The organism is Nannocystis sp. RBIL2 (assembly GCF_026626745.1).
In the GTDB taxonomy this organism is placed as follows: domain Bacteria; phylum Myxococcota_A; class Polyangia; order Nannocystales; family Nannocystaceae; genus Nannocystis.
In genome coordinates this window covers 2120576-2142152 of the sequence record NZ_JAPNJW010000001.1, presented here as the reverse complement: position 1 = coordinate 2142152, position 21577 = coordinate 2120576, and the positions used below count along the sequence as shown (strand labels likewise).

The following is a 21577-nucleotide window of genomic DNA, read 5'->3' as shown; positions in this document are numbered from 1 at the left end:
CCTCAGGCCGCCGGTTGGCGGTCGTCTTCGTCTTCGCCGCGGTAGATGCAGCCGCAGGTGCAGGTCTCGCGCACGCCGACCTCGCACAGGAGCGGCAGCGACGGCTTCAGGCGGCGCCAGATCCACCGCGCCAGGATCTCGCTGGTCGGGTTCTCAAGGCCCTCGACCTCGTTGAGGTAGTGGTGGTCGAGCAGGCGGTGCAGCGGCTCCCAGGCGACGTCGAGGTCGCCGAGGTCCATGATCCAGCCGGTGTCGGCGCCGACCGGCCCGCGCACGCGCACGTCGATCGCGTACGAGTGGCCGTGCAGTCGGCTGCACTTGTGGCCGGGCGGGACCGCGGGCAGGCGGTGCGCCGCCTCGAAGTGATAGACGCGGTAGATCTCCATCGGCGGCCTTTTGCGGGCGCGGCCCGCTAGAACACCACCTTGTGGCGGATGAGGTTGAGGAACTCCTGGCGCGTGTTCAGGTTGTCCTGGAACACGCCGACCATCGACGAGGTCACCGTCCACGAGTTGGGCTTTTGTACCCCGCGCATGATCATGCACATGTGGCTGGCCTCGATGACGACGCCGACGCCGTGCGGCTGCAGCACCTCCTGGACGGCCTCTGCGATCTGCCGCGTCAGCCGCTCCTGGACCTGCAGGCGGCGGGCGAACATCTCGACCACGCGGGCCAGCTTCGACAGGCCGACGACCTTGCGGTCGGGGATGTAGCCGATGTGCGCGCGGCCGATGAACGGCAGCATGTGGTGCTCGCACAGGCTGAACATGTCGATGTCGCGGACGAGCACCATCTCGTCGTGGCCGACGTCGAAGATCGCGCCGTTCAGGATGGTCTCGAGCGACTGGTCGTAGCCGCTGGTGAGGAACCGCAGCGCCTTGGCGACGCGCTCGGGGGTGCGCTCGAGGCCGTCGCGGGCCGGGTCCTCGCCGACGCCGCGCAGGAGCGTGGCGACGGCGTCCATCATCGGGGGCATGACTGTTTCGGCGGGGGGACGGTCGTGGGGATCGGTCACCGAGGCCTCTGAGGTTTTGAGGATAGCACCGCGGCGCGGCGGGCTCCAAGGCCGATGCAGCGAGCTTTCGGACGTGAGAGCCGCGCGTTCTCCGGAGCGAACTCAGCCGACCGGCGCCGGGAAGCAGGTGAACTCGATCTGGCCGTTCACGTCGCCCCAGTTGAGGTTCACTTCGAGCGCCTCGACCCCGAGCGGCATCAGCACGCGGTTGACGCTGGCGTAGTCGGCCGCCTTGAGGTAGCCCGCGAACTCCGAGCTGATGTACGCGCCGCCGCCGTGGATGGTGACGAACTCGAGCAGCGTCTGCATCTCCGCGTCGGTCGGCTGCTCACCGCCGTCGAATTGGCCCGAGCCCTCGAGGTACATCACGATGTCGTAGTCGGCCGCGAGCTGGGCCGGGTTCCCCACGTACTGCGGCGGCAGGTGGATTCCCGACGAATCGCCGGGGTAGTTCCAATTGGCGGGACCGTCGGAGTCGCCCCAGCCCCACCAGAACAGCTTGGGGTTCGGGTCGGGGCTGCCGGCCAGCCATTCGCGGATCGGGCAGTCGGACTGCTCGTTGAACGGGAGGCTGCTGTCGGCGGTGGCGATGAAGCGGCCTGGGCCGGCGTTGCCGAGCGCGTAGACGATCTCGCCCTGCAGCTCGGCGGTGGCGAACACGGTCTGGCCGAGGATCGCCAGGGTGCCCGACTGCTGCGAATCGATCGTCAGGGCACAATCCACGCACTCGGTCATGCCGACGTCGGGCATCGCTCCGAGGTCGAACTTCGCCGCGCCGGTGGTGGTCGCCGGCCCGGTGCTCGTGCTCGTCGCGTCGGTGGTGGTCGGCTCGGTGGTGAGCCCCGCGCTCGTCGAGGTGCCGGTGCCGTCGTCGCTGGTGCCCGTGGTCGCGTCGCCGGTGGTCGTGGTACCCGGCGGCGCGGTGGTCGGCCCCGGGATGCTGGTGATGCCGGCGGTGGCGGTGGCGCTGTCGCGGCCGTCGTCGCCGCAGGCCGCCAGCAGCCCCAGCACCGCGCCGACGAGGCGGCAGAACGGGATTCCGCGCGTGGTAAGGGAATGCATGCGGGCACAGTACGCGGCGCCTGAGCCCGTCACAAGCGCCGCGCGCGGCGCGCGAAACCGGCGTGCGCGGGCCCGGGCGGGTGCGCCAGCAAGCGCGTGCGGACGGCTGTACGGGCCGCTGCAGACCACTGTTGCCGAACGGACAACAGCGCGTTCCACTGTCCAGGCTTACGCGGGCGCGCTCCGGCTGCATACTCGAGCGTGATGCGCGAGCAAGACCCGACCTCCTCCTCGACCGCCGACGCGGTGCTGGGCGTGATCCCGCTCGGCCCGCCGCCGTGGCCGACGCTCGACCCGTTCCTCTTCTGCGTCCACCACGACGACGCGTACCCGGCGGGCAACGAGGCGCTCGGGCCGGCGGCGTCGCTCGCCGGCCGCGACATCGGCCACGACTTCGCGGGCATCGACGGCTGGCGCATGTACCACGGCGACGTGGTGCCCGGATTCCCGGCGCATCCGCACCGCGGCTTCGAGACGGTGACGATCGTGCGCAGCGGCCTCATCGACCACAGCGATTCGCTCGGCGCGGCGGCCCGGTTCGGCGGCGGCGACGTGCAATGGCTGACGGCCGGGGCGGGCATCGTGCATTCGGAGATGTTCCCGCTGCTCGACCGCGAGGGCCCGAACCCGGCCGAGCTGTTCCAGATCTGGCTCAACCTGCCGCGCGCGAACAAGCTGGCGCCGCCGCACTTCTCGATGCTGTGGCGCGAGACGATCCCGACGCACGTGGCGACCGACGGCGAGGGCCGCCGCACCGAGGTGACGGTGATCGCCGGCCAATTCGCGGAGGCGAAGCCGCCCGCGCCGCCGCCGAACTCGTGGGCGGCGCGGCCCGACACCGACGTGGCGATCGCCTCCATCAAACTCGCGCCCGGGGCCCGCTGGACGCTGCCGGCGGCGCTGCCGGGGACGCACCGCGCGCTGTACTTCTTCCGCGGCAGCGAGCTGCGCGCGGGCGGTCGCGCGGTGAAGGTCAGTCATCGCATTCAACTGCGACCCGAGCTCGCGGTCGAGCTGGTGAACGGCGAGGCGGCGGGCGAATTGCTGCTGCTGCAGGGCCGACCGATCGCCGAGCCGGTGGCCGCGTACGGGCCGTTCGTGATGAACTCGCAGGCGGAGATCCAAAAGGCCTTCAGCGACTATCAGCGGACCCGCTTCGGCGGCTGGCCGTGGCGCAGCGACGGGCCGGTGCACGCGCGCGAGGAGGGCCGGTTCGCCGTCCACGCCGACGGGCGCAAGGAGCGGCCAGCGTGAACGGGCAGTGAGCGGGCCGACGGCGGCGGCGCCGGGCTGGCCTGGACGGGCAGCTCGCCGGGCTCGGCGTCGGCGAGCGCGCGGCGACGGAGCTCGCGGCGGATGTGGCGTTCGATCAGCCCCATGCCCAGATACGGCGCCAGAGTGTTGGCGATGACGAACAGGGCGAAGGCGCTCGGCCACCGCATCACGAGGTAGAAGAACACGGGCATCCACGGGAGCGTCACCGACAGCACGATCGGCAGGACCAGGCGCTGCCGCTCGGCGTCGTTCCAGAACCACGTGGTCGGAAGGAAGCCGAGGCGCTGCGGCCGATCGAGGAGATGACGGCGTGCCGACGGGACGTGGAGCGGTTGCACTCCGGACCTCCTCAATCGAGACAACTCGTCAGCGAGCAGGCGACGGCGAGCGCACACCCACCTGCCGAATTCACGCAGCTGCCCGCCGCCGGCAAGAACCCGGCGGCGGCGGCGGTGCAGGTGATCGCCGCGCCTCCGCAAGCGAACGCCTGGCCGAGGATGCTCTTCTTGACGCCCCACCAGCGCGGGCTCGGGACCGCGACTGCAGTCGCGATCTCGAGGCCCGGCGCTCGCGCGTCGGCCAGAGCGAGCCTCAAGGCGTGCGCGTCCTTCCACAGCGTCGAGCCGGCCAGGACCGGTGCGAAGGCGTGATTCACGAGCGCAGCGTCGCCGTGGGCCGCCGCGACTTCACCCTCGAGATCGACCTCGACGAAGGCCGCGGCGTCGGCAGTGTGAGCCGCGAAGGAGAGCGAGCCGGTGAGTCGACCCGAGGTCCCGTCGAGGCTCGACGCGTGGCGAACGCTGCCGAGCCCGGGGAACAGACCTGCGAGCTCGAGCCCGAATTTCGAGCCCTCGTACGTGAAATCAATGCTGACGCTCACGTCGTCCTCGGCGAGGGCGATCGTCAGCTGGCCGTCGAAGCAGACGCAGCGGAGCTCGCTCGCATCTCGGGTCGCAGAGAGGCCGGCTTCGTCGAAATGGACGGTGTAGCCGAGCGCCTCGCCGGCCTCGGCGAGGCGCGCGAGCGCGGGGTCGCAGAACCCGGTCGGCGCGGCGTCGGCGATGGGCGTGGTCGCCAGCGCGGTCGTGGGCGCCATACTCGACAGGGAGACCGCGACGATCGCCAGACGCGCTGCGGAGGACCGGAGGCTGCGGAGCGGAGGTGGGGACATGCACGCAACGTGGCGGAGGGCGCTGCCGCGGCAACGTCGAGCGAGCGGCGCCGGCATCGCCTCGCAACGGACGCGGCGCATCCCGCAGCGGGCCCAGCGCGGCCGGCGAGCGGCTGCGGGGCGGCGCACCGAGGCGCGACCGGCGAGCGTCACCTCGCTCGCGTCGAAGCCATCACAGCGCGAGGGCCATCCAGCGGGTGCCCGGGACCGGGTTGTGGCGGTAAGGCGCGACGTCCTGGAAGCCGAGCGCCTCGTACATGGCGATCGCGCGGGTCATCGACGGCAGGGTGTCGAGGAACACGCGCCGGTACCCGAGCGCGCGCGCCTCGGCGAGCACCTGCGTGACGAGCCGCTGGCCGAGGCCGAGGCCGCGCTGCCCGGAGCGGACGTACAGCCGCTTCATCTCGCAGTCTGTCGCAGTGAGCGCCTGCACGGCGACGCAGCCCTGCGGGACCGCGTCGACGGTGCAGAGCAGGAGCCGGCCCGACGGCGGGGCGTAGGCGCCGGGCAGGCGCGCCAGCTCGTCGGCGAAGCCCTGGAAGCACAGGTCGACCTCGAGCGAGGCCTGGTACTCGCGGAACAGCGCGCGGGCTTGCTCGATCTGCGCGGCGCTGGTGGCGTGCACGACGGCGATCGTCACCCCGATCCGATACCACGAAGGGGCGGCCGGAGGGGATGACCGTCGATCCGCGAATCACAGCAGCGTGTAGCGGGGGAAGATCGCCAGGTACGCCTTGGCTTGCAGGTGGTCGCCGTCGATCGTCAGCTTGACGTAGAACTGGCGGTGGACGGCGACCCGCCACGGCGCGCCGGGCAGCGACACTGTGGTGTGGCCCCACCAGTCGCCGAGCAGCGCCTGCGCCTTTTCGGGGTCGCAGGCGCCGTCGGCGGCCAGGGCGGCGAACGTCTGCTGCCAGGCCGGGAAGTCGGCGGGGCCGCGGGCGACGTAGGCCTCGAGACCGAGGACCGGGCGCAGCGCCTCGCCGGTGGCGATCTGGACCCCGACCTGGCGGAACTCGTCGCCGATCGCCGCGAGGGCCCGCTCGGCGGTCGCCAGGTCGCCGGGCCAGCCGATTTGGCGCAGCCAGGCGGGCACGTCGCGGGCCAGCAGGGCGTAGTGGACCCGCAGGTCGTCGCCGCCGCGGTGCGGGGTGGCGGCGACGTGCAGCGCCCGGCCGGAGGCGGGCAGGGCCTCGGCGGCGCGCCGCAGCGATTCGATGGACCTGGCCGATGGGGCATGTCCAAGGAGCAAGGTCGCGCCGCGCTCGGCGGCGGCGACCAGGCCGGCGAGCGGCGGCCGTTCGGCCCCGCGGTGGGCGCGGAAGGTGTTGGCGCAGGCCGGGTCGAGGCAGAGGAAGGCGAACGCGGCCGGAGGCCCGTCGCCGACGAAGTCGAACTCGAGCCAGACCGACGGGCTGTCCTTGAGGACAGGCTCTCTCGGCCACGCGCGCACCAGCGCCGCCGGACCGGGGCCGCACAGCTCGGGGTCGCGGGCGAGGGCCGCGAGCAATTGCTCGCGGCCGCCGTCCCACGCCTCGCAGCAGCCGGCGAAGTCGATGCGTGGGTCGCCCGCGGCCAGCCGGCACTCGAAGCCGAGCCAGTTGAAGGCCGGGGGCAGCCGCCGCGACCACCCGGCGATCGTCCGCAGGCGGGCCGGGTCGACCAGGGCGGCGGGGACGTGCGGCGCGACGGCGGTGAGGACCTCTTGCGGGGCGGGCGGCACGCTCAGGCCTCGCGGACCTTGAGGGTGCCGAAGTAGCGGGCGACCTTGCGGAACGGCGGCGGCTTCAGGCGGGTGACCGCGACGTCGACCTGGTACTCGCCGGGCTCCTCGAAGCAGGCGATGCAGTCGAAGGTGACCACGTCGACCGGCGGCTTGGGCACCGGGATCGGCAGGACCGGGGCGCCGCGGACGACCGTGCGCTCGCGGCGGAAATACACCTCGACCTCGAACGCCGGGCCGCCAGAGAACTCGTCGGGCGGATCGATCTCGATCGTGATCGCCAGAGTCACCGGCGCGCCGGCGCGGACGATGTCGGGCTTGACGCTGCGGATCGACAGGGTCGGCCCCGGCCACAAAATGGTGGGTGGCGGGACGTCCTTGATCGCGCGGATGGCGTCGACGACCCCGACCGGCAGCAGGGTGACGATGCCCTCGGGCAGCCCCAGCAGGGCCTCATAGTCGGCGGGCTTGACGTTGTAGTCGTCGAGCACCGCGGCGGGGTCGTTGGCGAAGCGGTCGCGGACGCCGGAGACGTCGCGGGCGAAGTCGGTGAGCAGATACAACAGCACGGATAGTCCCTCCTTACGATTCGGGGTACGGAATATAATCAGCGAACAGGGCCACGCGCGTGCAGGTCTCGCCGGGGCACTGGTCGAGCATGCATTGATCGAGCTTGCAGCCGAGCGAGGGCATCAGGTCCTCCTGACCGGACACCAGCAGGCCGACGATCGCGTGGGTCTCGGAGTCGAAGATCGGCGAGCCGGAGTTGCCGCCGTAGGCGTCGAGGTTGGCCTTGAAGTGATCGACGGCCGCGTTGTCGCGTACGACCGCGTTGCCGGCCAGCTTGCGCGGCAGGCCCAGCGGGTGGCCGGCGATATGGACCGGGCGCAGGGCGGCGAGCGGCTCGGTCGCCAGCGGGCGGATCGTGCGGCCCAGGACGTCGCGGTCGAGCTCGAAGATCGCCCAGTCGGCCGGGTCGTCGTCGGCGCAGCGCACGAGCTCGGCCCGCAGCTCGTAGACCTCGTCGACGGGGATCCACACCGCGCCGTCCTGCACCGCCTCGAGGTCGAAGGCGAAGGTGACGACGGTGCTGGCGAGCTGGGCCGGCTCGACGCAGTGCGAGGCGGTGACCAGCCAGCGGCTGCGCCGGCGCTGGGGGAACCGCGCGACCAGGAAGCCCGAGCCGCGCGCGCCCGGCAGGCACGGCTCGCGGGCGAAGCGGTGGTCGCACAGGTCGAAGTGCTCGCGCAGGGGCCTCGTGCGCAGGCGGTAACGGCCGCCTTCGACCTCGCCGAGCTCGGCGCTGTCGAACAGGATCGCCACGCCCTCCTCGTCGGCCCGCAGCTCGCGCAGATAGTCGGTGGCCTGGCGCGGCTCGAGGTCGAGGTTGCCCAGCAGCACGCCGAGGCGCGGCGGCAGCTCGTCGCCGCACTCGGGCAGGTTGACGAGGTCGTTCGAGCCGTGGACCGAGACCATCCGCCGCAGCAGGGCCGCGGTCAGCGCCCGCGACGACACGCCGCTGAGGTCGACCGGCGGATCGTCGCCCGCGAAGCGCCGGTCCAGCTCGCGCAGCAAGGACCTGAGATCGACGTCGCGGAGGTCGGGGGGCGGCATGGCTGTCCGCGAGCGATCGTACGCGCTGGCGACGGCGCGGCAGTTACCGCGCGATTACAGCCAATGTCGACAGAACCCCGGTCTCCGCTTGCGGCCCTGCCCGCCGCGACGTCCGGCGATCGAGGACGAGGTCGTCGCCGCCGTTGTGGGCGGGGAGCGCAGGATCAGGCCGCGTGGAGGACGTGCTGGCGATCGCAGCGCGCGAGCACCTCGTCGCTGTCGACGCTGTCGGTGACGACGAGCACGGTCCACGGGCGGGCGCGGTCGAAGATCCAGTCGAGCAGGGCGGCCCGCTGCGGCGCGGCGAGGTCGAGCCGGTCGAGCCCGAGGTCGATCAGGAGCAGCCGGGGCTGGGCGACGAGGGCCCGCAGCAGCACCAGGCGGCGGACCTCGCTGTCGCTGAGCATGCCGCCGTCGCCGTCGGGCAGCAGCACCTGGTCGAAGCCGTCGGGCAGCGCGAGCACGGACCTGCGCAGCTCGACGAGGTCGATGAGCGCGTCGAGCTCGGCGTGGTCGCCGAGCCAGTCGGGGCCGACGATGTTCTCGAGCAGGGTGGCGCCCACCACCTCGCCGCCGCGGACCAGCGCGACCTGCTCGCGCAGGCTCTCGAGCTCGAGCTGGGCGACGTTGCGGCCGTCGAGCCGACCCGTCAGCGTCAGCGGCGGGTGGCGGTCGTACAGGCCGTACAAGAGGTCGAGGACCTGGCTGTGGCCGTCGTTACCGCCGACCAGCGCGACGCGCTCGCCCGGCTGGATGGCGAGCTGGGTGTGCTCGACGCTCAGCTCGACCCCCATGGGCCGCGCCACCGCCGGCAACACCTCGCCGCCGAGGGGCTCCAGCTTGGCGTCGAGCGTCCGGCCCAGGGTCGCGACCGCGGCCACGCCCTCGTACACCGGGTCGAGCTGCTGTCCGAGGCCGCGGACCATCGCCGCGATCTGCGACACCAGCACCGACGCGGCCACCAGCTGGCCGAGCGTCAGCTCGCGCGAGATGACGAGCCAGCCGCCGATCGCCAGCACGCCGACGATCGCCAGCACCTCGAGCGCGGCGCCGGTGACGATGTGGCGGAGGAGCGTCGAGAAGTAGTTGCCGCGCGCCTGCAGCCAGTCGCGCAGCAGCACCTCGCCGTGCGCGTCGGCCAGGGCCCGCCCACGCGGGTCGGCGAAGATGATCCGCATGTTGCCGACGTCGTCGATCCAGCGGAAAAGCCACCACTTGCAGTCGGACTCGCGCACCGCTCGCGCCTCGGCGCCGAGCCCCGCGAGCATGACGATGGCGATGCCGACCAGCATCACGACGTCGAACGCGAGCAGCAGCGGGTGGTAGAACGCCAGCAGCAGCAGGCTGGCGCCGCTCACCATCATCAGCGAGGTGCCGTCGAGCAGCAGGGACCAGAAGTCCTTCTGCAGGATCGGCATGTCCATGTAGCGGTTGCACAGCTCGCGGTTCGAGATCTCCTGCCGCGACTCGCGCGAGGTCCGGGAGGTGCGGCGGATCCAGTCGGTCACGCCGCGCACCCACAGGCGGCGGTTGACCCGCTCGGCCACGCCGAACTGCATCACCCGCAGCACCGCGATCGCGCTCAGGGCCACCAGCAGCATGGTCGACAGCATCAAGATCGGCTGCGCCAGCGCGTTGGCCGAGATGGTGTTGACGAGCGCCTGGGCGGAGATCGGGACCGCGAGCGAGACGACCGCCATCACCACGCCGTACACGGTGACGACCCAGATCTCGCGCTGTTCGAGCCGGAAGGTCCGCATCAGGCGGATGAACTCGCTGGGCGGGTGCGAGGTCGCCGAGAGCATCATCCGCGGCTCGATCGCCAGCCACGGCTGGCTGACCCGCGCGGCGCCGCGGGGCCGGATCCAGGCCATCAGCGCCGCGGGGCGCATGCGCTGGCGGCGTTCGCTGCGGCCGTCGATCACGACCAGGTCGAGCGCGCCGCGCCGCTGGCCCAGCAGCACGACCCAGCGGTCGCCGACCCGCGTGAACGCCGGCGCGTCGAGGGTGCACAGCCGCGCCAGCTCCTCCGTGGTCTCGACCTCGAAGCGCGCGGCCTTCAGGCCCGCCTGTCGCACTGTCCGGGCGGCGGCGACGTCCCAGCTCTCGAGCCGGGCCGCGGTCTCGTCGTGCGCGTGCATCACCGGGGGCGCGAGCGTCTGCCCGGTCGCCGCGGCGAGCAGCTGGAGCACCCGCGGGGGGACCGGGGCGGGGTCATCCATGATCGGTTGTTGCATCGACTCCACGCGCGACCTCTTGTACTTGCAAAGGACGGAAGGACCGGCTCACGGGGTGACCGGCTGGACGCCCTCGCCGAGCGCCACCTCGAGCCGGGCCTTGGCGACGAAGTAGTCGGAGACGGCCTGGATCTCGTTGTGGGCCGCGTCGGCGCTGGCGACCTCGCGGAGGTTGACGAGGAGGAGGTCGCCGGCGCCGAGCTGGAACTTGCGGTACTCGGCGGCCGCGAGCTGACGCGACAGCTCGACCTCCTGGTTGGCCAGGCGGGCGCGGCGGTAGGCGGCCACGAGCGCCTGGTGGCCGTCGCGGACCTCGACGGCGATCGTGTTGTCGAGGAAGCGCAGCTCGGCGGCGACGATCCGGGCGTTCGCGCGGGTCGCCTCGAGCTGACCGCGGGAGTATCGCAGCGGGATCGGGATCTCGAACAGCAGCGCGATGACGGCGTTGTTGCGCGAGAACTCCGGGATCAGCGGCCGGCCCATGTAGCGCGACACCCAGGCCGACAGCTCGACCCGCGGCGTGCGCTGGTTCTTGGCCCAGCGCAGCTCGACGTCGGCCTGCGAGCGGAGGGTCGTGCGGGCGCGGCGGTCGGGCCGGCGGTCGAGCGCCTCGGCGATCTCGGTGTCGATGTTGCTGCCGGTGTCCGGGGCCTGCATCGCCGGCAGCTGCGCCGGCAGGCGCTCGGCGCCGGCGACGATCGGGTTGCCGTTGCCGTCGCGCAGGTACAGCGACAGCTCGAGGCCGGCCTGCTGGAACGCGCGCTCGGCCGCGACCACGCGGCCCTCGCGGTCGAGGATCAAGCGCCGGTTGTCGACGCCGGCCAGGGGGTCGAGGGCGCCGAGCTCGATGCGCCGGCCGAGCGCCTCGTCGCGCTCCTGCGCCAGCTCGAGCAGCGTCTGCTCGATCTCGAGGCGGAGCCCGTTGGCGACCCACGTCCAGTACTTCGTCGCGGCCTCCACCTCGAGCGAGAGGAGCTGCGCGTCGCGGACGTCCTTCATCCGGTCGAGCTCCATCTTCGTCTGGCGCAGGTTGGCGCGCCGGCGGTCGATCCCGCGGTCGCGCCACAGCGGCAGGGTGAGCCCGGCCGTCAGCGTGCCGGCGGCCGAGCGGACGTCGCGGCTGCCGACGCGGTCGTCGACGTCGAGGATGCTGTCGAGCGTGGTGTTGTAGTAGGGCCGCCGGCCGACGCCGACCTGGTAACCGGCCCACGCGGTGAGGCCCCACAGCGGGGTCGGCTGCTCGACGCGGGCGTCGGCGACCATGTTGCGATAGACCGGCTCGTAGGCGGCGCGGCCGCGCAGGACGGGGTCGTAGACGCCCTTGCTCTGGCGGGCGTGCCCCCGGGCGGTCTCGATCCCGAGCTCGGCGCTCTCCATCCGCGGGTCGCGCTGCTCGACGCTGTCGAGGACCTCGGCCAGGGTCAACACCGGGCCGGTGCGCTGCTTCGGGGCCGGGGCCTCGGCCGGCTTGTCGCGGCTGTCCGGCTCCCACCCCGACGGCTTGCCGGGCTCGTCGACGGGGACCGCGTCGGGGACGCGGTCGCTCGGGCTCGGCGCCCGGGTCGGGACCGGGTCCCTCGGATTCGGCGCCCGGGCCGGGGCCGCCGCTGCCGGCAGGGCCAGGCCGAGGCACAGGGCCGCCGAGCCCGCGATTCGCAGGGTTCGCGTCATCATCGCGCTCACGTGCTCCCTTGCGCGTTTTGCGTCTCGGGCGGCGTGCCGAGGGCCGGCGGGAAGCCGTTGATCTGGCGCCACACCTCGAAGCCGAGGCGGACCCGCTCGAGCAGGACCCAGCCGTTGGCGCGCACGCCCTGGCGCAGCCAGCGGCTCTCGGGCCACGGCAGGTCGTCGGGGTCGGGCAGCACGACGACGCGGTAGCGGCCGTCGTCGCTGGCCATGGCGTCGACGAACACGACCTCGCCGCCGAAGGTGCCGACCGCGACCGACGGCCAGCCGACGAACTGCACCGCCGGCCAGCCCTCGAACTGCAGGCGGACCTTGCGGCCGGCGGAGATCAGCGGCCCGTCGCGGCCCGACGCCCACAGCTCCACGGCGGTCGCGCCCATGTCGGGGACGAAGGTCGCGATCACGTCGCCGGAGGCGACCATGTCGGTGCCGTGGCGGCCGACCAGCTTCAGGACCGTGCCGTCGCGCGGCGCGACGATCTTCATGCGCCGCTGGCGGGCGAAGCGGACCTCGAGCTGGACGAGGTCGGCCTCGGCCGCGGCCAGGTTGCTCTCGGCGTCGGCGAGGGCGCTGCGGGCCTCCTCGATGGTCGCGCGGGCCGAGGTGGAGACGGCGTCGGCGTCGGCCTCGAGGGCCCCGATCTCGCGCTCGGCCGCCTTGAGCGAGGACCTGGCCGTGTCGAGCTCGGCCGAGCAGGTGGCGACCTCTAGCTTGGCCAGCTCGAGCTCGCGGGTCGAGGCCAGGCCCTCGTTGAAGAGCGCCTCGGTGCGGGTGAAGTTGAGCGCGGCGGTCTCGTTGGCCGAGACCGCGGCGTCGACGGCCCGCTGGGCGGCGTCGAGGCGGTCGTGGCCCATCTTGGCCCGCAAGCCGGCCGACGACGACTGGGCCGTCTCGCTCATCTCGAGCGCCGCGATCTTGGCGCGGTTGACTTCGACCGCGCTCTGGGCCGCCAGCCGGCGCGAGTCGATAGCGAGGCGCTCGCGCTCGAGGCGGGCCAGGATCTCCGGGTCGTTGTCGCTGATGTCGGCGATCGGGTCGCCGGTCTTGACGTGCGAGCCCTCCTCGACGTGCCAGGTCTGCAGGCGGCCGTCGATCGGCGCCTCGATCGAGGTCTGGCGGTCGAGCGGCGCGTAGGCGATGACGCGGCCCTGGGCCGGCACGCTCTGCTGCCATGGCACGAACACCAGCGCCGTGACGATCAGGATCAGCGCCAGGCCCAACAGCATGACCGCGACGCGGGTGCTGTGCGGCTGGCGGACGGACAGGAGGCTGGTGCGGGTCGTGTCGAACAACGGGGTCAAGTGCGTGGGTGCGCTCATCGTTCGCTCCCTCCGATCCGGATCACTTGTTGGTGGTCGCAGCGGGCCAGCAAGTCGCGGCTGTGGACGCTGTCGGTGACGAGGAGGATGGTCCAGGGTCGCCTGCGGTCGAACAACCAGTCGAGCAGGGCCGTGCGCTTGGCGGCGGTTAGCCCGAGGCGATCGAGGCCGAGATCGAGCAGCAAGAGCCGGGGGCCGGCGATCAGCGCGCGTACGAGCACGATCCGGCGGATCTCGCTGTCGGTCAGCGGGCCGGCGTCGTTGTCGGGCAGCAGCTCCTGCTGCAGGGCGTTGGGCAGCCGCTGCAGCGCGGGGTGCAGGTCGACCAGGTCGAGCAGGGCGTCGAGCTCGGAGGTGTGACCCGTCCAGCCGACGCCGACGAGGTTCTCGAGCGCGGTGGTGCTGACCACCTCGCCGCCGCGCACCAGGGCGACCTGGTCGCGCATGCTCTCGATCTCGAGCAGGTGGACGTCGTGGCCGTCGAGGCGGGCCGACAGGTTCGGCAGCCAGGTGCGGCCGAAGAAGCCGTAGAGCAGGTCGAGCACCTTGCTGTGGCTGTCGCTGGCGCCGACCAGGGCCGCGCGCTGGCCAGGCCCCACCGTCATGACGACGGCGCCGGCGTCGTCGACCAGCTCGACGCCCAGCGGCGCCGGCAGCCGCGGCAGGACCTCGCCGCCGCTCGGCTCGAGCTCGGCGTCGAGGGCCTGGCTCATCGACCACACCGAGGCGATGCCCTCGTAGATCGGGTCGAGCTGGCGGCCCAGGCGCCCGACGCCGGAGCCGATCTGCGACACCAGCACCGAGGCCGCCACCAGCTGGCCGAGCTCGAGCTCCTGGCTCATCACCAGCGAGCCGCCGATCGCCAGCACCGCGACGGTCGCCACCACCTCGAGGCCGGCGCCGGCGATGACGTGGCGGAGCAGCGGGCGGAAGTAGCGGCCGCGGGCATGCAGCCAGTCGCGCAGCAGGAACTCGCCGCGGCCGTCGGCCAGGGCGCGGCCGCGGGGACCGGCGAAGGTGAGGCGGCCGCCGGCGACGTCGTCCATCCACGCGAACACGGCCCAGCGCGCCGAAGCCTCGCGCTTGGCGCCGGCGGTCGCGCCGAAGCCGGCGAGCAGGACGCCGCCGATGCCCATGATCAGCACCGCGTCGAAGGCCATCAGGACCGGGTGGTAGAAGCCGAGCAGGACCAGGCTGACCAGCATCACCAGCACCAACGAGGAGCCGTTGAGCAGCAGCGCCGCGACGTCCTTCTGGAGGAGGGCGACGTCGAGGAAGCGGTTGGTCAGGTCGCGGTTCGAGGCCGACTGCCGCGACTTGCGCGAGGTCTGGGAGATCCGGCGGATCCAGTCGGTCGCGCCGCGCACCCACCAGCGGCGGTGGATCCGCTCGACCGCCACGAGCTGCAGCACCCGCAGGAACGCGACCGCGCCGAGCGCGATCGCCAGCATCACCGCGAGGATGACGATCTGCTCGAGCATGGCGGTGGCCGAGATCGTGTTGACCAGCGCCCCGGTGGCTAGCGGGACCGCCAGCGAGGCCATCGCCATGGCGACGCCGTAGACGAGCACGATGGCGATGCCGCGCCGCTCGAGCCCCAGGGTCCGCAGCAGCCGCCGCAGATCGTTCGGCGCGTGCGACAGGCGGGCGTACATCAGCTGCGGCTCGATCGCCAGCCACGCCATCGGCCAGGTCGCGCCGTGGTCCGCGAGCCAGCGGATCAGCGCCGGCCCGCGCAGCTGCAGGGCCTCCTCGCCGAGGGCGTCGACGACGCGCAGCTCGAGGGCGCCGGCGCGCTCGCCGACCAGGAGCAGCCAGCGCTCGCCGACCCGCGTCACCGCCGGCGACTCGAGCGAGCGCAGGCGCGAGAGCTCCTGCGGGCCCGCCATGTGGAAGCGAGACGCTTTGAGGCCGGCACGGCGCATGGCCTTGGCGACCGGCGCGACCCAGTCCTCGCCCGTCCAGCGGACGCTGCGCGCAGCTTCGCGGGCCACCTGCAGGGACAGGTCGTGGCCGGCGCTCTTAGCGAGGAGCTCGAGCACGCGGGCGGAGACTCGCGTTGGATCAGTCATCGGAACCTGGATTCAAGGCACACCCGACCAGGCCGTGTGCCGCGATACATGGGCACAGGCGCGCACTGTGGAATGGATTGTTCGCAACACCGGCGAGAGCCCAAGGCGCGGCCTGACACCGCCACCGGCGCAGCCGGCCGCGAGTCATTCGGAGTGGCAGCAATGTCCTGAGCGCTTCACGCGGCCCCCGATCTGCGTCACGAAGTGAGCAGGATGCGGGAGGGTGCAGGCGACCGCGGTCGCCCGAGCAATCAGGCCACCGGCGGAGGACCGCGAGCGCGCGAGACGCAGACCTGACACGAATGGTGCGGGCGGCTCTGCGTCGGCAGCGGCCACGACGCGAACCACTGCTCCTGCCGCTCGAGCATGTCGAGCTGCGGGGGTGCGGGGTCGCTCTGGTCGCGTCGCGGGGAGTGGTCGGGCGGTTCCTGCTGGCGCGTGACGATGGGGATGTCGTGACCGCCAGCGGTCACGCGGTCCTCGTCCTGGCCCCGCTGGATCGCCCACAAGTCGCGCGGCGCCGAAAACAGGAGGGCGGTGAACACTGCGATCAGCAGCGCCAGCACCGACTTCCTTCCTGCTTCCGCGGCGGGACTCATGGAAAACTGCGTAAGGCTATCACAGTCGAAAAGTTCACCAGCAAGAGAGTCGAATCAAAATACAGTGTGAGGTCCAGGCGCCGGGCGTTCCCTCAGCCCAGTTCGTCGCGGACGTTGTGGCCCAGGAAACGCTCTTCGATCGTGGGTCTTTTAGTATAATATACGATCGTTCGTTCCTGTTTTTGGTGTCTTGTGATAGTCTGCGCACAAGCTCGATTCCTTGAATCTTGCACGATTGCAAGGGAAGGCGAGGCGGCCACGAACCCGCTCGGGGGTCTTCACCCCGCACCGCGGTCATTCGGGCGTCGCGGCGCAGCCACACCCCGGATTACGGAAGCGCGCGCCGGACGTCCGTCCGTGGAGCGCCGGTGGGGGCAGCAGCGGCGTCGCGCCGGTCGCTCGAGCTTGCGCGCGGCGGAGGCGATCTCTTCGCGACGGAGCATCGTTCTGCGCGGGCAACTCGCGCATGCGCGCCGTCGGCGACCGCGCACCCGAAGCGCCGGTGCGACCCTCGCCCGCGCGCCGCGCCCGGCCCGCCGGCGCTCACACGAGGAGCAGCCGGATGCCGCCGACGCAGCGGTCGAACGGATAGATGTCGTCGGTCTGCGGCTCGATGAACCACACCGCCTCGTCGCTGGTGATGGCCCAGTTGATCGCGTGCGCCTCGGTGGGCAGCCAGTCGAAGCGGCCCCACGCGAGGCCGACGCACAGGCCGTAGCGCAGCTCGCCGGTGTCGTAGGCGTGGGCCGTCATCTCGCCCTTGATCGCGTAGGCGAAGTCGTCGCAGTCGTAGCGCTCGAGCATGTGCGCCTTGCGGTCGGCCTGGCTCTCGCGGAGGATGAGCGCCAGCTCGCGGCGCGACGGCAAATAGTAGCTGTCGGCGCCGAAGCGCAGCAGCGCGGCCTCGGTCAGCCGCCCGCACAGGGTGGTGCGAATGAGACGGTCGAGCCACTGCGAGGTGGCAATACGACCCGGGGAGCCCGGACGAACGGCGAGCGCGGCTTCGTCTACAGATATCGCCGGTCTCGCCGCGATCCGGGTCCCCGAGAGTCGACCGCGCGCGGATATATAGGGTGAGCTCATCGACCGCCCCTGATTCGCGGGGCCAAGCTCGCACGGCCCCGCCGGCCTGTACATTACCCCTGCGTTACGGCGGTCCAGGCGTCAGACCCGGACGATCTCGACCCGACACGTGCCGAGCCGCAACTGCTTCGTGCCCTTGCGCCGCTCGACCAGCTTCGCCGCGTCGGCGACGCCCGCCAGGCCGAGCTGCGAGCGGCTGCGATGGATGCTGATGTTGAGGTGCCCCGGCTCGATCTTCAGCATTCCCAGCAGCCGGTCCTGCTGCACCCAGCCCTGCTCCGCCTCGGGCACGCCGCGCTGCTGATCGGCCACGCGTGCGCGCGCGAGGAGCAGCAGCGGGTAGTGGTGCGCGCGGGCCTGGAGGTCGAGGCGCCGCTCGCCGACGAACGCCACCAGCTCGACGTACTCCTCGTTCGAGCTGTGAGAGAACCGCAGCAGCAGGTCGGCGACGGTGACGTCCGAGGGGTGCTCCTCCCACGTGCCCGAGCCGCCGGTCGGCAGGTGCACACGCCACATCTCGCCGCGGACCAGGACGACGGCGCGGTCGCCCACCTCGGACAGCTCGCCGTGGCGCTCGCCGATCCAGCGATCGGGCCCGTCGGGGTACAGCAGCAGCTCGGGCGGGTCGTCGTCGGGCAGCGCCAAAAGGCCGGCCGCGGCGACGCGGATCCGTCCGCTGTCGAGGTGGACGGCCATCGGCCGCGGCGGGGCGTCGTCGACGAACTCGAAGGCGCCCGACTGGCGGCCGAAGCGGATCTGGTGGCCGCGCCGCAGCGGCACGCGCTCGCCGAAGGCCAGCCGGTGCTCGCCGACGGCGGTGCCGTTGCGGCTGCCCAGGTCCTGCAGCTCCCACACCGCGCCGGTCCACTGCACGACCGCGTGCTGGCTCGAGACGTCGCGGGCCGCGAGGATCAGGTCGCAGGCGCGCGAGCGGCCGACCAGGCAGCGGGCGGGGAGGAGCTCTTCCCGCCCCGTATCGAGCCCCAGGAGCGCGCCCACGGGCGGCGATGCTATCGCAGTCACGGCAGGAACACCCGTTGCCAGCGTTCGGGGTCGGAAACACCTAGCTCACGGAGGGCCCGCTCGGCCCGCGCGCGTCGCTCGACGTCGGCGCCGGCGCGTCGCTGTTCGATCGACCACGCGGCCAGGGTCATGCCCGCGGCCTGAAAGCCGTCCGCGGCGGCCGCGAGCTCGGCGTCGGCGCGGGCCCGCGACGGCGCGGCGCGGGCCCGGATCCACCGCGCGTGCAGGGCCGCGTCGGGGCGCGACTCGCAGCCGAGGCGGCACGCGACCCGCATCGCGCCGCGACGGTCGCCTCGCGCGAGGGCGCAGCGGGCCCGCAGCAGCAGCGCGTCGATCCGCGAGATCGGGTTGCGCAAGAGGCCCGCGCCGACGATGCTGGGCCACCGCTCGCGCAGCCGCGAGTCGGCGCGGTGGACCTCGCCGTCGTACAGGTCGCAGCAGACCTCGACGCGCAGGGCGTAGAAGTGCTGCAGGGTGTAGTTGCGCTGGGTCCACCGGCGCACGCTGTCGCGCGCGTAGTGGCGGGCCGCCGCGAGGTCGCCGGCGGCGACGCGGGCCTGGGCGAAGAACTGGCTGAACACGACCAGGCCGTAGAGGTCGCCGCGGGCCTCGGCGTCGCGCAGGTGCTCGCCGGCGCGGCGCTCGACGTCGACGAAGCGGCCCAGCTGGTCGAGCGCGGTGAGCTCGAAGCAGGCCCCGAGCACGCGCTCCCAGGGCATGCCGGCGCGCGGGGCCGACAGCGCGTCGAGGCCCTTGGCGGTGCGGGCGACGCACGCGCGCCAGTCGCCGGTGATCATCGCGTCGGCGGCCGAGCACACGTAGGTGAGGCCGAGCAGCTGCGGGTCGTCGCGGGCCTCGGCGATCTCGCGGGCCCGCTGGACGAAGCGCGCGCCGACCTCGGCGCGGCCGATCAGGCGGTGGAAGGCGCCGAGCACCGCGAGCCCGCGGCCGACCCGGCCGGGTTCGCCGGCCTGCAGCGCCGCCAGCACGGCCCGCACCGCGAACAGCATGCCGTCGGCCGGCATGGTGTTGGTGAGGCCCATGCCGACCGACCAGCACAGGTCGACGCGCCGCAGCTGCGCCTCGGTCGGGGCGACCTCGCCGCGGACCTCGATGCCGCGCAGGCGCAGCCTCGCGTAGGTCCACAGCAGCGCGAACACGGCCAGCAGCGGCGAGCGCGGCCACCACACGCCCTCGGCGCGCAGCATCGGCCGCAGCAGGTCGAGCCCGCGGTCGATGTAGCCGGCGGCCATCCACGCGTCGGCGGCCTGGCGCAGGACCTCGGCACGGCTGTCCTCGGGGACATGTTCGGCGCTGGCCAGGAACGCCTCGGCCCCGGCGGCGCAGCGGCCGGCGCGGACCAGCACGCGGCCCTGGCGGCGGCGCAGCTCGGCGGCCCGCGGGTGGTCGAGCCCGGCGATCCACGCGGCCGCGTCGCCGAGCAGGGCGCCGGCGCGTTCGAACGCCAGCGCCTGCTCGGCCTCGGCCGCGGCCTCCTCGGCGGCGCCGCAGGCCAGGCCGAGCTCGCCGGCGCCGTGCCAGTGGCGGGCCCGCAGCTCGGCGGTGCCCCAGCGCTCGCGCTCCAGCGCGTCGGCGATGGCCCCGTGCAGCTGGACCCGCAGCGCCGGCGCCAGGCCGTCGACCACGCCCTCGCCGATCCGGTCGTGGCTCGGCTCGACGATGTCCCACCGCCGCGTGCCCTGCATGCGGATCAGCGACAGCGCCCGCAGGGCCCCCAGCGCGGCCCCGGGGCTCTTCACCCGCGCGGCCTGCAGCAGCACCCCCTGCGGCAGCGGCTGGCCCGACAGGGCCACCGCGGCCAGCAGCCGCGCGGCCTCCTCGGGCAGGCCCTGCGCGCGCCGCCGGACCCACTCGGCGATCGCGGGCGCCGGTCCGGCGGCCCCGTCGCGGGCCAGCGCTTCCACCAAGAACGGGTTGCCACCTGACTCTCGGGCCAGGTCGGAGATCCGCGCGTCGGCCCGCCCGCCGAGGTGATGGCGCAGCAGCGCCTCGCAGGCCGCGGGGGCCAGCGCGCCGACAGTGAGGGGGCGCTCGGCGATGGCCTGGCCGCGGGCGCTGGCGCGGGCGTGGAGCTCGCGCAGGCACGCGCTGTCGGCCTCGCGGTCGCTGCGGCAGGTGGCGACGGTCGTCAGCGCCAGGCCGTCGGCGCGCGGCAGCAGCAGGTCGAGCATCAGGCCGGCAGTGTCGGCGCCGGCGTGGTGCAGGTCGTCGACGAACAGCACGACAGGGCGCCCGTCGGCCGCGGCGGCCAGCAGCGCCCGCACCGCGGCGAACGCCGCGCTGCGATCGTCGCCGTCGGCCGCGGGCAGCGGCGCGCGCAGCAGCGCCGACAGCACCGGGAACACGGTCGAGGCGGCGACCACGTCGTCCTCGCGCCAGCGCCCGGCGGCCTTGAGCCGGCGCATCAGGGCGTCGATCGCCGCGTCGAAGCCGCCGTAGGGCACCGACTCGCACTCGTAGCAGCGCCCGGCCAGCACCCACGCCGCGCCGGTGCGCTCGAGCGACTCGAGCACCTCGCGCACCAGGCGGGTCTTGCCCACGCCCGAGGCCCCTCGCACGCGCACGAAGCCGGGCGCGCCGGCGACGGTCGCCGTGATCGCGGCGGTCAGCGCCTGCCGCTCGTCGTCGCGGCCGAACAGCGGCACCGGGGCGAGCGCGCCCTCGGCCGGTCCGGCGGCGCCGAGGCGGGCGACGATCGCGGCGCCGTCGGGCCTGTCCTTCGGCTCAGGTTCGAGCAGCGCCGCGCACAGGCCGTCGAGGTCGGGCGGGACGTCGGGCGCGCAGGCTCCGGGCCTGCGGCGGGCGCCGGGGAGCTCGCCGGTGAGCAGCTGGAACAGGATCACGCCGACGGCGAACCAGTCGCTGGCGGGCGAAGGCGCGGCGCCCTCGGCCAGCTCGGGGGCGATGTAGCCGGGCGTGCCGGCCGGGCCGCGGCGGCTCTGGGTCGCGCCGGCGCCGGCGCTCTGGGCCAGGCCGAAGTCGAGGATGACGACGCGCCCGCCGGGCTCGACGAGGACGTTGGCCGGCTTGAGGTCGCGGTGGACCACGCCGGCGGCGTGCAGCGCCCGCACCCCGCCGGCGAGCTGGGCCAGGACCGGGCGCAGCCGCGACGGGTCGGCCTTGACCGCGTCCGTGAGGCGGACGCCGGCCACGTACTCCATGGCCAAGAACCAGGTCCCGTCGGCCACCACCAGCGCCTCGTGGCGGACCAGGTTGTCGTGGCGGATGCCGGCCAGGGTGCGAAACTCCTGCTTGAGCCGGAACAGCCGCCACGGGTCGAGCCGGCTCAGGGTCTTGATCGCCACACGATCGCCGAGCTCGTCGTCGATCGCCTCGTAGACCAGGCCCATGCCGCCGGCGCCGAGGTAACGCACCAGCCGGTACGGACCGATGCATTCACCGGGGCCCGGCGGCGGTTCCTGGGGTCCGTCGAAGGAGCCGTCCGCGGTCGTCTCGGTGGTCTCGGACGAATCCGACGTCGGGTCCATGTGGATACGAGGGTTTTACCCAATCCACGCGATTGATGCGAGCCGGGCGCGGCGGCCGGCGCAGGCAGCGAGCGAAACGCAGTTCAGGTGCTGATGTGGGTGGCGCAGGGACTGTCACGACGTCCAGGGGTCGAGGATATTGCCGAGCTCGCTGGCCACGGGGCCCGGTGGGGCGACGGGCCCGCTGCG

General features: G+C 73.2%; 18 protein-coding genes. 1 reads left to right on the top strand and 17 read right to left on the bottom strand.

The annotated features are described in order from the left end of the window. Positions 1 to 2: 2 nt before the first annotated feature. The 3 genes from queD to OV090_RS08415 all read right to left on the bottom strand — a co-directional run bounded on the left by queD (position 3) and on the right by OV090_RS08415 (position 2077). Positions 3 to 386, bottom strand: a complete 384-nt coding sequence (queD, locus tag OV090_RS08425; protein ID WP_267703010.1) for a 6-carboxytetrahydropterin synthase QueD — start codon at positions 384 to 386, stop codon at positions 3 to 5. A gap of 26 nt (positions 387 to 412) precedes the next feature. Further along, positions 413 to 1015: a GTP cyclohydrolase I FolE gene (folE, locus tag OV090_RS08420; protein WP_346660356.1), complete on the bottom strand. Its 603-nt coding sequence runs from the start codon at positions 1013 to 1015 to the stop codon at positions 413 to 415. A 102-nt stretch (positions 1016 to 1117) separates the two neighbouring features. Continuing rightward, positions 1118 to 2077 carry a hypothetical protein gene (locus tag OV090_RS08415; RefSeq protein WP_267703008.1) on the bottom strand — a complete coding sequence of 320 codons (960 nt, stop codon included), beginning with the start codon at positions 2075 to 2077 and terminating at the stop codon, positions 1118 to 1120. A gap of 204 nt (positions 2078 to 2281) precedes the next feature. Between OV090_RS08415 and OV090_RS08410 the strand changes: the two genes are divergently transcribed. After that, positions 2282 to 3331: a pirin family protein gene (locus OV090_RS08410; protein WP_267703007.1), complete on the top strand. Its 1050-nt coding sequence runs from the start codon at positions 2282 to 2284 to the stop codon at positions 3329 to 3331. Here the strand turns inward: OV090_RS08410 and OV090_RS08405 are convergent. The 14 genes from OV090_RS08405 to OV090_RS08340 form a co-directional block, all read right to left on the bottom strand. Then, complete coding sequence (locus OV090_RS08405; protein ID WP_267703006.1) at positions 3220 to 3690, bottom strand: hypothetical protein; 471 nt, start codon at positions 3688 to 3690, stop codon at positions 3220 to 3222. The two genes, OV090_RS08410 and OV090_RS08405, sit on opposite strands and share 112 nt — an antisense overlap. 11 nt (positions 3691 to 3701) lie before the next feature. Further along, positions 3702 to 4448, bottom strand: a complete 747-nt coding sequence (locus OV090_RS08400; protein ID WP_267703005.1) for a hypothetical protein — start codon at positions 4446 to 4448, stop codon at positions 3702 to 3704. 247 nt (positions 4449 to 4695) lie between these two features. Then, the gene (locus tag OV090_RS50560) at positions 4696 to 5163 is read right to left on the bottom strand and encodes a GNAT family N-acetyltransferase (protein ID WP_267703004.1); all 468 of its coding nucleotides are present in this window, start codon (positions 5161 to 5163) and stop codon (positions 4696 to 4698) included. Between the two features lie 54 nt (positions 5164 to 5217). Continuing rightward, a complete protein-coding gene (locus OV090_RS08390; RefSeq protein WP_267703003.1) occupies positions 5218 to 6246 on the bottom strand; it encodes a hypothetical protein in 1029 nt (342 codons plus the stop codon). A gap of 2 nt (positions 6247 to 6248) precedes the next feature. After that, positions 6249 to 6815 carry a hypothetical protein gene (locus OV090_RS08385; protein ID WP_267703002.1) on the bottom strand — a complete coding sequence of 189 codons (567 nt, stop codon included), beginning with the start codon at positions 6813 to 6815 and terminating at the stop codon, positions 6249 to 6251. Positions 6816 to 6828: 13 nt separating this feature from the next. Continuing rightward, on the bottom strand, positions 6829 to 7860 hold the full coding sequence (locus OV090_RS08380; protein WP_267703001.1) for a serine protease: 1032 nt from the start codon (positions 7858 to 7860) through the stop codon (positions 6829 to 6831). Positions 7861 to 8024: 164 nt separating this feature from the next. Then, on the bottom strand, positions 8025 to 10082 hold the full coding sequence (locus OV090_RS08375) for an ABC transporter ATP-binding protein (protein ID WP_267703000.1): 2058 nt from the start codon (positions 10080 to 10082) through the stop codon (positions 8025 to 8027). Between the two features lie 63 nt (positions 10083 to 10145). After that, positions 10146 to 11771: a TolC family protein gene (locus OV090_RS08370; protein WP_267702999.1), complete on the bottom strand. Its 1626-nt coding sequence runs from the start codon at positions 11769 to 11771 to the stop codon at positions 10146 to 10148. A gap of 5 nt (positions 11772 to 11776) precedes the next feature. Further along, positions 11777 to 13102, bottom strand: a complete 1326-nt coding sequence (locus tag OV090_RS08365) for an HlyD family efflux transporter periplasmic adaptor subunit (protein WP_267702998.1) — start codon at positions 13100 to 13102, stop codon at positions 11777 to 11779. After that, positions 13099 to 15174 carry a hypothetical protein gene (locus tag OV090_RS08360; protein WP_267702997.1) on the bottom strand — a complete coding sequence of 692 codons (2076 nt, stop codon included), beginning with the start codon at positions 15172 to 15174 and terminating at the stop codon, positions 13099 to 13101. Before OV090_RS08360 ends, OV090_RS08365 begins: the two co-directional genes overlap by 4 nt. Before the next feature lie 251 nt (positions 15175 to 15425). Then, positions 15426 to 15773: a hypothetical protein gene (locus OV090_RS08355; RefSeq protein WP_267702996.1), complete on the bottom strand. Its 348-nt coding sequence runs from the start codon at positions 15771 to 15773 to the stop codon at positions 15426 to 15428. Between the two features lie 543 nt (positions 15774 to 16316). After that, positions 16317 to 16856, bottom strand: a complete 540-nt coding sequence (locus OV090_RS08350) for a lectin MOA-related protein (RefSeq protein WP_267702995.1) — start codon at positions 16854 to 16856, stop codon at positions 16317 to 16319. 81 nt (positions 16857 to 16937) lie between these two features. Beyond that, on the bottom strand, positions 16938 to 17855 hold the full coding sequence (locus OV090_RS08345; protein ID WP_267702994.1) for an FHA domain-containing protein: 918 nt from the start codon (positions 17853 to 17855) through the stop codon (positions 16938 to 16940). Between the two features lie 20 nt (positions 17856 to 17875). After that, positions 17876 to 21388, bottom strand: a complete 3513-nt coding sequence (locus tag OV090_RS08340; protein WP_267702993.1) for an AAA family ATPase — start codon at positions 21386 to 21388, stop codon at positions 17876 to 17878. Between the last annotated feature and the right edge of the window lie 189 nt (positions 21389 to 21577).